Annotated in this window: 12 protein-coding genes; 2 read left to right on the forward strand and 10 right to left on the reverse strand. The window is 47.2% G+C overall.

What is annotated here, in order from left to right; genetic code table 11:
- Positions 1–44: 44 nt before the first annotated feature.
- Both N2K84_RS00575 and N2K84_RS00580 read right to left on the reverse strand, forming a co-directional pair.
- Positions 45–383 (reverse strand): MerR family transcriptional regulator, encoded by a 339-nt coding sequence (locus N2K84_RS00575; protein WP_282589808.1) that lies wholly within the window; start codon positions 381–383, stop codon positions 45–47.
- A gap of 18 nt (positions 384–401) precedes the next feature.
- Positions 402–1,373, reverse strand: a complete 972-nt coding sequence (locus tag N2K84_RS00580) for a M23 family metallopeptidase (protein WP_282589809.1) — start codon at positions 1,371–1,373, stop codon at positions 402–404.
- Positions 1,374–1,550: 177 nt separating this feature from the next.
- Between N2K84_RS00580 and alaS the strand changes: the two genes are divergently transcribed.
- Positions 1,551–4,175, forward strand: coding sequence for an alanine--tRNA ligase (gene alaS / locus N2K84_RS00585; RefSeq protein WP_282589810.1), 2,625 nt, complete (start codon positions 1,551–1,553; stop codon positions 4,173–4,175).
- A 65-nt stretch (positions 4,176–4,240) separates the two neighbouring features.
- On the opposite strand, the gene N2K84_RS00590 is transcribed toward alaS, so the two are convergent.
- From N2K84_RS00590 to N2K84_RS00610, 5 genes are all read right to left on the reverse strand, one after another.
- Entirely contained in the window at positions 4,241–4,483 is a 243-nt protein-coding gene (locus N2K84_RS00590; protein ID WP_282589811.1) for a putative signal transducing protein, read from the reverse strand.
- Positions 4,484–4,529: 46 nt separating this feature from the next.
- On the reverse strand, positions 4,530–5,510 hold the full coding sequence (locus N2K84_RS00595; protein WP_282589812.1) for a c-type cytochrome: 981 nt from the start codon (positions 5,508–5,510) through the stop codon (positions 4,530–4,532).
- 242 nt (positions 5,511–5,752) lie between these two features.
- On the reverse strand, positions 5,753–7,192 hold the full coding sequence (locus tag N2K84_RS00600) for an NAD(P)(+) transhydrogenase (Re/Si-specific) subunit beta (RefSeq protein WP_282589813.1): 1,440 nt from the start codon (positions 7,190–7,192) through the stop codon (positions 5,753–5,755).
- A 9-nt stretch (positions 7,193–7,201) separates the two neighbouring features.
- Positions 7,202–7,516 (reverse strand): NAD(P) transhydrogenase subunit alpha part 2, encoded by a 315-nt coding sequence (locus N2K84_RS00605; RefSeq protein WP_282589814.1) that lies wholly within the window; start codon positions 7,514–7,516, stop codon positions 7,202–7,204.
- Between the two features lie 2 nt (positions 7,517–7,518).
- On the reverse strand, positions 7,519–8,643 hold the full coding sequence (locus N2K84_RS00610; RefSeq protein WP_282589815.1) for an NAD(P) transhydrogenase subunit alpha: 1,125 nt from the start codon (positions 8,641–8,643) through the stop codon (positions 7,519–7,521).
- Positions 8,644–8,920: 277 nt separating this feature from the next.
- Here N2K84_RS00610 and N2K84_RS00615 point away from each other — a divergent pair, with 277 nt between their 5' ends.
- Entirely contained in the window at positions 8,921–9,535 is a 615-nt protein-coding gene (locus N2K84_RS00615) for a DUF4494 domain-containing protein (protein WP_282589816.1), read from the forward strand.
- A 191-nt stretch (positions 9,536–9,726) separates the two neighbouring features.
- Here N2K84_RS00615 and N2K84_RS00620 read toward each other — a convergent pair whose 3' ends face one another.
- The 3 genes from N2K84_RS00620 to N2K84_RS00630 form a co-directional block, all read right to left on the reverse strand.
- Positions 9,727–10,437 carry a hypothetical protein gene (locus N2K84_RS00620; protein WP_282589817.1) on the reverse strand — a complete coding sequence of 237 codons (711 nt, stop codon included), beginning with the start codon at positions 10,435–10,437 and terminating at the stop codon, positions 9,727–9,729.
- 280 nt (positions 10,438–10,717) lie between these two features.
- On the reverse strand, positions 10,718–12,523 hold the full coding sequence (gene typA / locus N2K84_RS00625; protein ID WP_282589818.1) for a translational GTPase TypA: 1,806 nt from the start codon (positions 12,521–12,523) through the stop codon (positions 10,718–10,720).
- Positions 12,524–12,758: 235 nt separating this feature from the next.
- Complete coding sequence (locus tag N2K84_RS00630; protein WP_282589819.1) at positions 12,759–13,967, reverse strand: hypothetical protein; 1,209 nt, start codon at positions 13,965–13,967, stop codon at positions 12,759–12,761.
- Between the last annotated feature and the right edge of the window lie 83 nt (positions 13,968–14,050).

Below are 14,050 nucleotides of genomic sequence, written 5' to 3' on the forward strand. Positions count from 1 at the left end.
AATCATTCACCAATCATTGATAACGAATGACTAATCACTAATAATCAGTCGATTTCATTTTTTATGTCAATCAATTGTTGGCGGATTCTTTTCAGACGGTCAACCAATTCGTGGTTTTCAATCGTATCGTCTTTGTTATCTTTCAACTTTTGCTTGACTCCTTTCAGTGTCATTCCGCGTTCCTTCACCAAATGGTAAATCAACTTAATGTGTTCAATGTCATCCTGGGTAAACAGCCGGTTGCCTTTTTTGTTTTTTTGCGGCTTCAGTACATCAAATTCTTTCTCCCAAAAACGAATGTGCGACGTGTTTACCTGAAACATATCGGCCACTTCGCCAATGGTGTAAAATACCTTTTCTATTGTAGGTTTCTTGTAAGGCACAAGCTTCGGATTGGGTGGTTAGTCGTAAGACTGGCCCATGTTGGAAGACAAGGCGATCATTGTATCGTATTCCTGCGGGCTAAGATCTTTGAAGTAATAGTATTGCGGGTTAACAGCTTTCCCGTTTTTGTGAACTTCGTAATGCAGGTGAGGGCCCGACGAGGTCCCGGCGTTTCCTACATAGCCAATTACGCTGCCCCTTTTAACTGCTTGTCCAACTTTTACGTTGAATTCGTTCATGTGGCCGTAAAGCGTTTCGTAACCAAAGCCGTGGTCAATAACGACCCAGCGCCCGTAACCGGTTCGCGAGGTTTGTACATCTTTTACGATGCCGTCACCTGTTGCATAAATTTCGGTGCCGATAGGTGCTGTAAAATCCATTCCGTAATGAAAACGGCGGATTTTGTATATCGGGTGAATACGGAATCCCCAACCTGAGGCAGTACGTTTCAGATCTTTGTTTGAAACCGGCATAATGGCCGGTATACTGGCCAGCATTTTTTCCTTGTCGAGGGCCAGGTTCAGCACATCATCATATGACTTGGACTGGATGTACGCTTGTTTGGAAATTATGTCCAGTTTGCGGGCGGTTTTGATGACCAACTCCGAGTTGTCGAGGCTTTCGAGTTGCGCGTATTTGTTGATACCTCCAAAGCCAGCTTTGCGGATGGAGTTCGGAATCGGGTCTGCCTCAAAAATGACCCGGTACAGATTGTCATCGCGTTGTTGCAGGTCGGCCAATACTTTTTCAACGTTCTCCAGGTTTTTGAACATCAATTCGTATTGGGTCAGCAGTCGTTGATTTTCGCGCTTCAGGCTCCGGGTTTTCGGCGTTTCGTAAAACTGAAGAAAAACCACTGTTATGATGATGCTCATCATTAAGCTGGCGGAAAAAAGAAGCAGCAGGCGGGGAAGTTTAGCTTTAAAGTTGTGTTCAACCTTGGTGTAGCTTAGGGTTTCGGGGTTGAATTTGTACTTTGCTTTTGCCATAAAAAACCAATTTCTTTTTTTCAGATGTAACAAATTTAAGTAATTAATCTAACTTTGCAAGTCTTAAAATCAGACTGGTTAGCACTGTTTGCAAAAGTAATTTAATTATCCGGTTAACTAGTCTGCATCAACAGCATGTAAACGCTTTTTAACAAATTTTAAAACTTATCAGGAACGATGGAGATGAATTCCAAAGCGATTCGGAAAGCCTTTCTGGATTTTTTTATTTCTAAGCAACATACAATTGTAGATTCTGCCCCGATGGTGGTGAAAAACGACCCGACACTGATGTTTACCAACGCGGGAATGAACCAGTTTAAAGATATCTTTCTGGGAAACCAGCCAGCTAAGTCAGTTCGGATTGCCGATACGCAAAAATGTCTGCGTGTGTCGGGTAAACACAACGATTTGGAAGAAGTGGGACATGATACCTATCACCACACCATGTTCGAAATGCTGGGCAATTGGTCGTTTGGCGACTATTTCAAACAGGAGGCTATTGATTGGGCCTGGGAATTCCTGCACGACCAGATGGGGATTCCGGCAGAACGCATGTATGCCACGGTTTTTGAAGGAAGTAAAGATGATAACCTGGCCTTGGATGAAGAAGCCAAATCGCTATGGTTGAAACATCTTCCTGCCGAACGCGTTTTGCACGGGAATAAAAAAGATAATTTCTGGGAAATGGGAGATACCGGTCCCTGTGGCCCTTGCTCCGAAATTCATGTGGACCTGCGTGATGATGCCGACCGGGCAAAAATACCCGGTAGCCAGCTTGTAAATAAGGACAATCCACTGGTTATTGAAATCTGGAACCTTGTTTTCATTCAGTTTAACCGAAAAGCTGATGGAAGTTTGGAAGAACTTCCGGCCAAACATGTGGATACCGGCATGGGCTTCGAGCGCCTTTGCATGGTGTTGCAAGGGAAGAAATCAAATTATGATACGGACGTTTTTCAAACGATAATTGCAGAAATCGCCCGGTTGAGCGGTAAAAAATACGGCGAAAACGAAAAAGAAAGCATTGCCATGCGGGTTATTGCCGACCACCTTCGTGCCATTTCGTTTGCCATCGCTGACGGGCAATTACCTTCTAATAATAAGGCAGGCTACGTTATCCGTCGTATTTTGCGTCGGGCAGTGCGTTACGGTTACACCTTCCTGGGGTTCCGCGAGCCTTTTATGTGCAATTTGGTTGATGAACTGAAAAATAATATGGGCGACGCTTTCCCCGAGCTAAAAGCACAGCAGGTGCTGATTGAAAAGGTCATCCATGAAGAAGAGGAAAGCTTTTTACGCACCCTCGAAACCGGTATCCGATTGTTGGAAGACGAAATGACTCAGGCGAAAAGTGCTGGAGAAACGGAGGTTTCGGGTAAAAATGCATTTGAACTGTACGATACTTTTGGCTTCCCGCTTGATCTCACTGAATTGATCTTGCGTGAAAACGGCCTGACGGTAAACCGTGCTGAGTTTGACGCGGAGATGGAAAAGCAAAAAAACCGCTCGCGCAATGCTGCAGCCCAGGAAACCGGCGATTGGGTTGAACTGAAAAAGATTGATGAGGTGGAATTCCTGGGATATGCCACCTTGGAAGCGAATGTTCACATTACCCGCTACCGGAAGGTGAAACAAAAAGACAAAGAGTTTTATCAACTGGTGTTTGACCGGACTCCATTTTACGGAGAGTCGGGCGGGCAGGTCGGTGATACGGGGTTTATTGAGGCCCATGGGGTGAAAACAAGCATTCTGGATACGCTGAAGGAGAATAACCTGACAGTACATATTGCCAAGGATTTGCCTGCCGATCCGTCGGCCACTTTCCGCGCAGTGGTCAACCATCATAAACGTACACTTACGGCCAATAATCATACGGCTACCCACTTGCTTGATCAGGCATTGCGCGAGATCCTGGGAACCCATGTCGAACAGAAAGGTTCGTTGGTAAATGCCAACCACCTGCGTTTCGACTTTTCTCATTTTCAGAAGGTGAGCAAAGAAGAGCTTGAAAAAATTCAGAACCGGGTGAATGAGCTTATCCGTCAGAATTACGCACAGGAGGAAAAGAATCATATTCCTTTTGCTGAAGCACAAGCGATGGGAGCCATTGCTCTGTTTGGTGAAAAATATGATGATACGGTCCGTGTCATCAAATTTGGCGATTCGATTGAGCTTTGCGGCGGAACTCACGTGCCGGCCACCGGACAAATCGGACAGTTTATCATTACGTCAGAGAGCGCTATTTCCGCCGGTATTCGACGTATCGAAGCCATTACGGCTGATAGGGCCGAAGAGTTCATCAGCAAAAATTTGGAAGAGCTATACGAAGCACGAGTCTTATTCAATAATACCAAAGATCTGAAAAAGTCGGTAGAAGACCTGATGGCTGAAAACGCACGTTTGCAAAAACAGCTGGAAGCGTACGAAAAACAAGCTGCCGCCGGGGTGAAAGATGAATTGAAAAAGAAAGTGCAGACAGTAAACGGCATTAATGTTATTGCAGAAAAAGTAGCATTGGACTCGGCCCAGTCGGTGAAAGATTTAGCGTTTCAGCTGAAAGGGGAGATTGAAAATCTCTTCCTGGTGCTGGGCGCCGAAATTGATGGCAAACCAAGTTTGAGTATCATGATTTCGGACAGCCTGGTAAAAGAAAAAGGGTTGAATGCCGGACAAATAATACGCGAAGCGGCCAAGGAGATGAAGGGTGGCGGCGGTGGCCAGCCATTTTATGCTACAGCAGGCGGCAAGGATCTAAACGGTATTCAGGCTGCTATAGACAAAGCACGGTCGTTTGCTGATTAGTTACGGAGAGAATAATTTCGCATAGATGAAAGATTCCAACTGGCCAGTCAGTTGGAATCTTTTTTTTATCTAGACGAATTAAAAGCCGAAATAACTGATTGGGCATGTTCTTCGTCTTTACTTAAAACGAAGATTTCGACGGGTTCGTAACCTCCGCTCGCAACTTGCCACGGCGCTAAGGTTCCCATCAGTTCATTTTTGATGTGCGTCAATATTCCGTTCTCGTTCAGTAATTGGTTAACCATGACTGCATTTACCGGGTTTCCCGCATAAATAAGCACTAATTCATCTTTATTTACTTGCGACATGTAGTTAATTTTTTCCACAAGTTAAACAAAAATGCCGGGTTATTTATCATTCAGAAACCGTAAATAGGGCAACTTGCTTCTCAACGGGTGACAAGGACTTCAAATAGGCAAATATGGCTTTCAGGTCTTCGGTTTCCATTTTCCCGTAGAAAGTCCACGGCATGACTGTTTTGAAGTCGTCGGGGCCAATTTTAGGGGCCACGAAAGCCGAATCGGCGTAAGCCTTAAACCGGGCAATAAATTGATCTTCGGTCCAATTTCCGATACCTGTTTTTTCGCAAGGGGTAATGTTTGCCGACCGAACGACCGACCCATCCGGAAAGCGAAACTCAGCGCCACCGGAAAAGGGTTCGGCCACAGGTCCGTTGCTTCCCATTATGGTGTGGCAGTCGGTACACGAGGCAGCAGTGGCCATGTATCTTCCGTAATTTATCCGGTCCGACTTGGGAGGTTTGGCCTTTAGGTTAGCTGGCTTGGGCATAGTATTAATGAGCAAGTTAACCGGAAAATCGGGGCGCGATTTTTCGACCTCGTGCTCAATGGGTTTTAAGGTCCTAATATAAGCGATAACCGATTTTATATCTTCTTCATCCAACTGGCTGTAATTCGGGTAAGGCATAATCGGAAACAAGGCGTGGCCATCTTTGGATACCCCGGTGGTGATGGCCCGGAAAATTTCGCCATCGGTCCAATCCGATAGTTCTGCCGGAGTAATGTTTGGGGCAACAAATCGTCCGGGAAGGCCCATGTTCTGGTCGAATACTTCGCCACCTTTGCCCAATGTATTCGGTATCAGCGGTGCCGTCAGGCGCGAATAATCACGTTCCGAGTGGCAGTCCATGCACAGCATTACGTGTTGGGCAAGATAATGGCCCCGTTCAATCCGTTCCGGGGTCAGTTCAACTTTCAGATCGGGAGGGTTGCCAACATTGGGCAAAATTGCGGTCAGGTAAATGATAAGTGCGATAAGCATAAGGATCACAAGACCAATGAGGCCGGACAGGATTTTTCCAAATTTCTTTTTCATAGCTGATTATTTTAATGAGTAAAATTGATGCAGCAGGCTGAAAAAAGGTAGGCTGAAAATAAAATACTAATTGGTCTTTTATTTAATGTTTGAATACGGTTTCCTGATCGTTCATGTTTCAATCGGTGGCCACTGATTATGAAATGGTTTAAAACCGATATTTCCCGCGATCAGGATAATTACAAAAAGCACCCGAACGGATGCTTTTGTGCCTGCGCTGAGATAATCAGATATTGGATTTATTACAAACTTTTGATTTCGGTAACCAGTTTTTGGAGGGTGTCTTTCGCATTGCCAAAGAGCAGCCGGGTCTTTTCATTAAAAAATAGCTCGTTTTCGATGCCGGCGTAACCTTTGCCACGGCCGCGTTTCATCACAATCACATGCTTGGCTTCGTGTGCCTGGATGATCGGCATTCCGGCAATGGGGCTTCCCGGGTCGGTAATGGCTGCCGGGTTAACCACATCATTGGCGCCAATCACCACCACCACATCGGTGTTGGGCATGTCGGGGTTGATAGATTCCATCTCCACCAGTTGCTCGTACGGAACATCGGCTTCGGCCAGCAACACGTTCATGTGTCCAGGCATCCGTCCGGCTACCGGGTGAATGGCATAGCGTACGTTTACACCTTTGGTGGCCAGTAGTTCATCCAGTTCGTGGCACACGTGTTGCGCCTGTGCCACTGCCAGTCCGTAACCGGGTACGATCACCACATTGCGGGAATAGCTCATCAGGATGGCGGCATCGCTCATGGTGATTTCTTTCATCTCTCCCTGTTCTTTACCTTCTGAAGCTGTTCCACCACCAAAAGCGCCGACAATCACGTTCAGCAACGAACGGTTCATGGCTCTGCACATCAAAACGGTGAGAATGGTACCGGCAGCGCCAACCAGGATGCCGCCCAGGATCATGGCTTGGTTGTGATAAATGAACCCGGCCATGGCGGCTGCAATCCCTGTGAAACTGTTGAGCAATGAAATAACTACAGGCATGTCGGCCCCGCCAATTGGCATTACAAACATGACCCCGTAAACAAGAGAAAGCACCATTAGCAGGTAGATGGCCCAGTTTAGCTGAACGGGTATTTGCCCCGGGAACATCATAAAGGCGGCCAGGCCGAACGTGATGATCATGAGCAGGATGTTGACGTATTTCACCAGGCCAGAGCGGATGTCGCCTACCTTTCCATCCAGCTTACCGTAGGCAATCATGCTCCCGCTGAAGGCCACCGCTCCTATAATCAGTCCCAGCAAGGTTACCAACACTGAGCCCCGGTTATTCATATCGGCATTGGGAAACTCGAGCAGTGCCACCAGCATGGATGCTGCCCCGCCTGTGGCATTGTAGAGGGAAACCAGCTGCGGCATGGCCGTCATTTTTATTTTGCGTGCCACGATCCATCCAATTGCGGAACCAACTCCGATTGCTGCCAGGATAATCCACACGTTGGCCAGTGCAATGCCTGAACCTTCTTCGTTTTTGTGCAACAACAGGGTGGTGAGCATTCCCAAAAACATACCTGCGGCAGCCCATAGATTGCCGCGTCGCGCTGATTCGGGGTGGCTCAGTAACTTCAAACCAAACACAAAAAGCAGGGCGGCCAGCAGGTAGCTTAATTCCAGCAGGGTTTCACCCAGGGTGAAGGGCGCGCCATTTAATGTTCCGATTACTTGATCCATTGTGCCCTCCTATTTTTTCTTCTTTTTAAACATTTCCAACATCCGGTCGGTCACTACAAAACCGCCTACGACGTTGAGGGAAGCAAAAATGATGGCCAGTATTCCAAGGATTAATTCAGCAGAAAGTTGTGATGCATCGGCATGGCCAACCAGGATGATGCCGCCAATAATGATGACACCACTGATGGCGTTGGCGCCCGACATGAGGGGCGTGTGCAGTACCGAGGGGACATTCGAGATCACTTCGATGCCCAGGAAAACTGAGAGGGCAATGATGAAAATTGCTTCTTTGTATGTAAAGAAAAACTGAAGTATTGGTTCCATGATTATGCTGTTACGGATTTAACACGTTCGTTATAAATTTCGCCTTGATGGGTGATGCAGGTGCCCCGCACGATCTCGTTGTTGAAATCGAGGTGCAGGTTGCCTTCATCGTCAATGAGCAGTTCGAGAAAGTTGCTGACGTTGGTGCCAAACATTTTGCTGGCGTCCTTGGGCATTTGCGTCGGGTAGTTTGACTGCCCAATGATGGTGACCCCATGTTTGACCACGGTTTTGTTGTCTTCCGACAGCTCGCAGTTTCCGCCGGTTGACGAGGCCAGATCGATAATAACTGATCCTGGTTGCATGTCGGCCACAACTTCTTTCGATATCAAAAGCGGTGCTTTTCGTCCCGGGATTTGGGCGGTGCATATTACTACGTTTGCTTTTGCGGCATGTTGGTTGATAGCTTCTTGCTGGCGTTTCTTGTATTCCTCGGTTTGTTCTACGGCATAGCCACCGGCAGCATCATCTTCTTTGGCGCCTTCCACTTCCACAAACCGGGCCCCGAGGCTCATCACTTCTTCTTTCACGGCCGAACGAACATCAAAAGCTGCTACCTGCGCGCCCATGCGGCGGGCAACAGCAATGGCCTGCAATCCGGCAACGCCCGCGCCCAATACCAGCACATTGGCCGGGCGAATGGTCCCGGCGGCCGACATGAACATGGGGAAGAAACTTGGTAAATGGATGGCCGCGTCAAGCACTGCCTTGTAGCCGGCCACCGTAGCCTGCGATGATAGCACATCCATTGCCTGTGCACGGGTGGTGCGCGGAATGGTATCCATGCTGAAGCTGGTAAGCTTGAGGTCTGCAAATTTTTTTACCAGCGATATATGCCAGAGTGGTTTGTATTCACTTAGCCAGATTTGTTCAGGTTGCAACTGGTCGAGAAGGCTGACGTCGGGTTCGGCAACCTGCACCAACAGATTTGCCTGTTCCAAAACCTCGTTTCGCTGAACGACCCTGGCGCCCGCCTCGGAGTACGCACTATCGTCGGCAAAGGCTTCGGCGCCTGCCCCGGTTTCAACCAGAATGGTTGTTTTACGATCTACCAGGTGTTTCACGTTGGTTGGCAATAGTGCCACCCGGCGCTCAGGCAACGTATCTTTCAGAAGTCCAATAATCATAGGTGTACGAATTTGGTTTGTTGCATGTACGCACATTAAGTCCGATTGGTTTTTATTGACGTGGTGTGTTAGTAGAACCAGTATCAGAAAAATATAAGTGCAATAGCCAAACAGACAGGCATTACTGAATGTTTGCTTTCTGAAAAATGTGCCTGAGAATACTGAAGGGAGTTGGTTATCTTTCTGGTATTGTAAAAATGTGGAAAACTATTTTCGAAAAAATGAAGATGGCTCAAAGAAGCAAATATCTTTGCAGGTCAACTTAAAAAAACGAATTATGCAGACTTGGTTTGAAGTCAAAGTGAAATATGTGAAAGTCGATCAGGACGGCCGCGAGCGAAAAGTGGGCGAATCATACCTGGTTGACGCGGTTTCGTTTACCGATGCCGAAGCCCGGATCATTCAGCAAATGCAGCAGATGATACGCGGTGAGTTTCATATCGACAACATCAAAAAATCGAACATCATCGAAATATTTCCTGCCGAAAGCGGCGAGTTTTGGTACAAAGCCCGCATTGCCATTGTTACCATTGACGAAAAGGCCGGCAAGGAAAAAAAAGTGAACAATTATTTTTTGGTTGCTGCCGATGATTTCAAAGAGGCTTTCCAGCGTTTGGAAGATGGCCTATCGTACATTTTGGTACCTTACCACACTACGGCCATGAGCCTGAGCAATATCGTGGATGTGTTTCCATATTTTCAGGAAGAAACGCCCGAACAACTACCTCCGCACCTGAAGCGTATTGAGCCACAGCCGGAACCCATGCCGGTTTCTGCTTTTGACGAAGAAAGCCAGGAGGAAGAGGAAGATGCGGCAGAAGAAGCTTATGGTGAAACCACGGATGAAGATTTTGGTGACGATGAGGGCGCTTCCTCAGAACCGGAAGTTTAGTTTCGGTTCGGCAAAAAGAGAAATGGTCAATGGCTGGCAATAGAAATTATAAAATGCAATAAGCCGGAACATTTGTTTGTCAGAAATATGAAAGCCCTGCACGGTTGAAAAAGACCATGCAGGGCTGCATCATTTTAAGAGAAACCACAGCATCCAATGCCAGAAGTGAAATTCCGGCTCAATCAGCACGTTTACTTATTGTAAACGGTTTCCGGGAGCTCCAGGTTCAATCCGTGCAACACGCGGAAAAAGCAGAACTGGTCACGCTTCACCGCATCCAACATGTAATAGGCCGTCGCTATCCGGCAGATGTCTTTTATTTCGGTATATATTTCGCTGATTTTTTTCTTCGCCTCCTGATCCAGCTGTTTGTTGTCGTGAATCAGTTCAAAGCACCCTTCATTGGCCTTCATTTCCTGGTAATAGGTTACAATCCGGTCAATCATAGCAATCGGGATGGTTTTGCTGATCAGCTTTTCGCGGATGTCGGGCGTCAGGTTGGTGCTGAAACGCTCCATCAACCGGTACAGGCTGTTGTAATCGCCGTTTTTGGCTTCGCTGAACAGGTCGTTGTATCCCAATTCCTCAAAAGCTTTTTTTACAAATTTCGGGTCGTCCTTAAATTCAACCCGGATTAGTGCACGCAGTAGGCTGATGTCTTTCAGTGAGGTAATCAGGAGGGTGTGGGCGTGCTTGTGTTTCAGTGTTTCCTTGGTTGATTCGGCAGGGATATAACTGGCTCGTAGTTCTTTTATTCTGGATTTGAGTTGTTGTGCATATTCTTGGGTCCAATCGGTCCGGATGTGTGCCAACTCAAAAATGTTTTCGTTGAATGACTGGGCAATCCTTTGGCAAGCCATTAATGTTGTGTCCGCTGTTGAGCATGTTCTTTTGGTTTCCATATTCGGCTGTTTTTGTGGTTAGAAACTGTTTATTCTTGCAAAGGAAGTTACAATAAATCAGTATCATTAAAAATGTTGAATAGCCTATAACCCGGAATTGTGTTGTAAAATACATTGTGTTTGGGGGATTTTCCCCAGTTGAGTATTGGAAGATTGAAGAGAGCTGCTTCAAGAAAAAAGAAAGGCAATGAAAAACAGTGGTCAACTGTCGTTCATTGCCTTTTATCTTATTGGTTACTCAACGGGTTGAGTTGATTAATCCATTGATTAACAGTGAGAATTAATAAGGGATTTTTCCCCCGCGTTTGCGTTCCATTTCTTTCAGGAAGATTTTACGCATACGCAGCGATTTGGGCGTTACCTCCAGGTATTCGTCATTACCGATGTATTCAAGTGCTTCTTCTAAACTGAAAACAATGGGCGGGGCAAGCCGTACCTTGTCATCGGAGCCGGAAGCACGCATGTTGGTCAGTTTTTTGGATTGAGTGATATTCACCACCAAATCGTCGGCGCGGCTGTTTTCACCGATCACCATGCCTTCGTAAACTTCTTGTCCCGGTTCGATGAAAAAACGACCGCGATCCTGCAATTTATTCAGCGCGTAGGCAAAGGCAGTTCCCGGCTCTTTGGCAATCAACGATCCGTTGCTGCGCCCGTCAATCGCGCCTTTCATGGGTTGATATTCAATAAAGCGGTGGGTCATAACGGCTTCGCCGGCAGTGGCTGTCAGCATGTTGGTCCGCAGGCCGATAATGCCGCGCGAGGGGATCAGGAATTCCAGGTGGATGCGGTCGCCTTTGCGTTCCATATTTTGCATCTCACCTTTCCGGATAGTAACCATTTCAACCACTTTCCCGGAGAATTCATCCGGCACGTCCACATGCATTTCTTCAATCGGCTCACATTTGATGCCACCAATTTCCTTGAAAAGCACCTTTGGCTGGCCAACTTGTATTTCATAACCTTCGCGACGCATGGTCTCAATCAGGACCGACAAGTGCAGCACGCCGCGACCGTAAACGGTGAACGAGTCGGCCGTTTCTGCCTGTTCCACACGCAGCGCCAGGTTTTTTTCCAATTCTTTTTCCAAACGGTCTTTCAGGTGGCGCGAAGTCACAAATTTTCCTTCTTTTCCGAAGAAAGGCGAATCGTTGATGGTAAACACCATACTCATGGTCGGTTCGTCCACGGCAATCGGGTCGAGCGGTTCCGGGTTTTCAATATCGCAAACAGAGTCGCCGATATCGAAGCCTTCGATTCCCACCAGCGCACAAATGTCGCCGTTGTGCATCATGTCAACTTTTTGGCGGCCCAGTCCGGTAAAGGTGTGTATTTCTTTTATTTTGCTTCGTTTGATGGAGCCATCGCGCTTTGCCAGGGCAATTTGCATGCCTTCTTTCAGGTCGCCACGGTGAATGCGGCCAATAGCGATTCGGCCAACATACGATGAGTAGTCGAGCGAGGTGATCAGCATTTGTGGCGTTCCCGGGTTTTCTTTCGGGGCCGGAATGTGTTCCAAAATGGCATCCAGCAGTGGGCTGATGTTGTCGGTTTTCACGGCCAGGTCTTTGGTCATCCAGCCTTCTTTGGCCGATCCGTAAATGGTCGGGAAATCGAGTTGTTCTTCAGTCGCATCCAGGCTGAACATCAGGTCGAACACTTGCTCATGCACTTCTTCCGGGCGACAGTTTGGCTTGTCCACTTTATTGACTACCACAATCGGTTTCAGTCCGAGTGCCAGGGCTTTCGACAACACAAAACGGGTTTGCGGCATGGTGCCTTCAAAAGCATCGGCCAGCAGCAATACGCCGTCGGCCATGTTCAGTACACGCTCCACTTCGCCGCCAAAGTCGGCGTGACCCGGGGTGTCGATGATGTTTATCTTAACGTCGTTGTAAGTTACCGAAACGTTTTTGGCCAGAATGGTAATCCCGCGTTCACGCTCCAGGTCGTTGCTATCGAGAATAAGTTCTTGCTTTTTTTCGTGGTCTTTCAGGATGTTGCAATAATAAATCATTTTATCAACCAGGGTCGTTTTGCCGTGGTCAACGTGCGCGATAATCGCGATGTTCCTAATCTTCTGCATATATTCTCCAAAATTGAGGCGCAAAGATAGTTTTATTTCTTACGCCCGTGCCTGTTGTGCTGATTTATTGACAGTAACTTAACAAGCTGTTTTGGAAGAGCTTTTTGCTGAGAGATATTTTTTTGCAAACATGTTCTTGCTGAATTTCAGGAGAAGATGGCTCCTGCTTCAAAGTTCAGGATGATTTTGGTGATTCTCCCCGTAATAAATTCATTCAAAACGAATGTGATTTGCATTAAAAATAATAACCGATATTAATGTTCAGTCGTTTGTTCCAGTCGGCCTTCGGGTCTCCCATGCCCAATCCTTTCCCGAAGGTATCGGTCAGCCAGGGTTGGTTTTTGCCCATGGCGTAATCCACGTACATATAAATGTTTCCGGCGGCGATCATACAACCCGGGATGAGGTGGTGCGTGTCGGCAAAAGCATCCTGCAACTTATCAATCAGCGTGTAATCCAGATAGGCTTGCAGGCTGGTCACCGGCCCAAAATCAACAGGAATGGAATACGCCAGACCGGCCACATACATGTTGGCTTTTGCTGCCACATCGTAAGCCGATCCGTACGCGCCCATTTGCACCAGGTCGAGCTTGAGGCCCGAATTGTCCAATGCCTGGTAATTGTAGCTTACAAATTCACCTTTAAAGTTCCAGCGTCCTTCGGTGGCATCAATATGAGCAGCAAATGCGGTAGCTGCTTTCGATTTGTTGAGTGAGCTGTTATATATGCTTCCCAGTTGCGCCGAAGCGCCCACTTCAATGCCGGGTTTCAGTTGATAGGCTGCGCGGAAATTGAAATGATCCAGTTCGCGAATGTCGGCATCAACCGTTTCGATGGTTCCTGTTGAAGGCAGGTAGTGTCCGCCGCTTCCGGGAATAATGTCATACGAATAACGGCCGGGCCCGGAATTTCCGAAGGTGACATTACCACCGGCAAAGGGGCCTTCGGGTTCGGCCTGCCGGAAGTAGGCAAAGGATAGTTTGAGCTTGTCAGTAGCCTGATAGTCAAATTTTATGCCCATGTCGTAGTCATCTTCCAGCCCTACGTAATACGGTCCTTGAAACCACCAGGAGTGTGACGCAAAAGGCTGAATGCCAAAAGGGACTTGCGAAACGCCCAGCGACATGTACAGCTTATCGGAAAAACCATAGCCCATATACCCGTGATGAATAAAATGTGTGCCGAAAGTGGGGTAGAAGCGATACTCAAAGCTAAGGTCGATACCCGACTTCCGGGCGTCAATGTTTAAACGCCAGGTGTCCCAGGTCATGGCCGTATTCAGCTGGGATGGCTCACTTTCGTACCAGGTTTGAATGATATTGAAGCGTACGGCTCCGCCAATTTTCAGGTAGTCATCATCGGTGCCTTGTCCATACACACTTATATCTGGCAAAAGCATGAAGATGAACAGGAAGAAATGAGTGAATCGAAATATTGCTTTCATATCGGATTGTTTGGTTTTTGTTGATGGATTTTACTGTCGCAAAAATAAAAGGTTTGTTTTTAGTGAACAATTCTTTGTGTTGT

Source organism: Gaoshiqia sediminis, assembly GCF_025907915.1.
In the GTDB taxonomy this organism is placed as follows: Bacteria; Bacteroidota; Bacteroidia; order Bacteroidales; family Prolixibacteraceae; genus Gaoshiqia; species Gaoshiqia sediminis.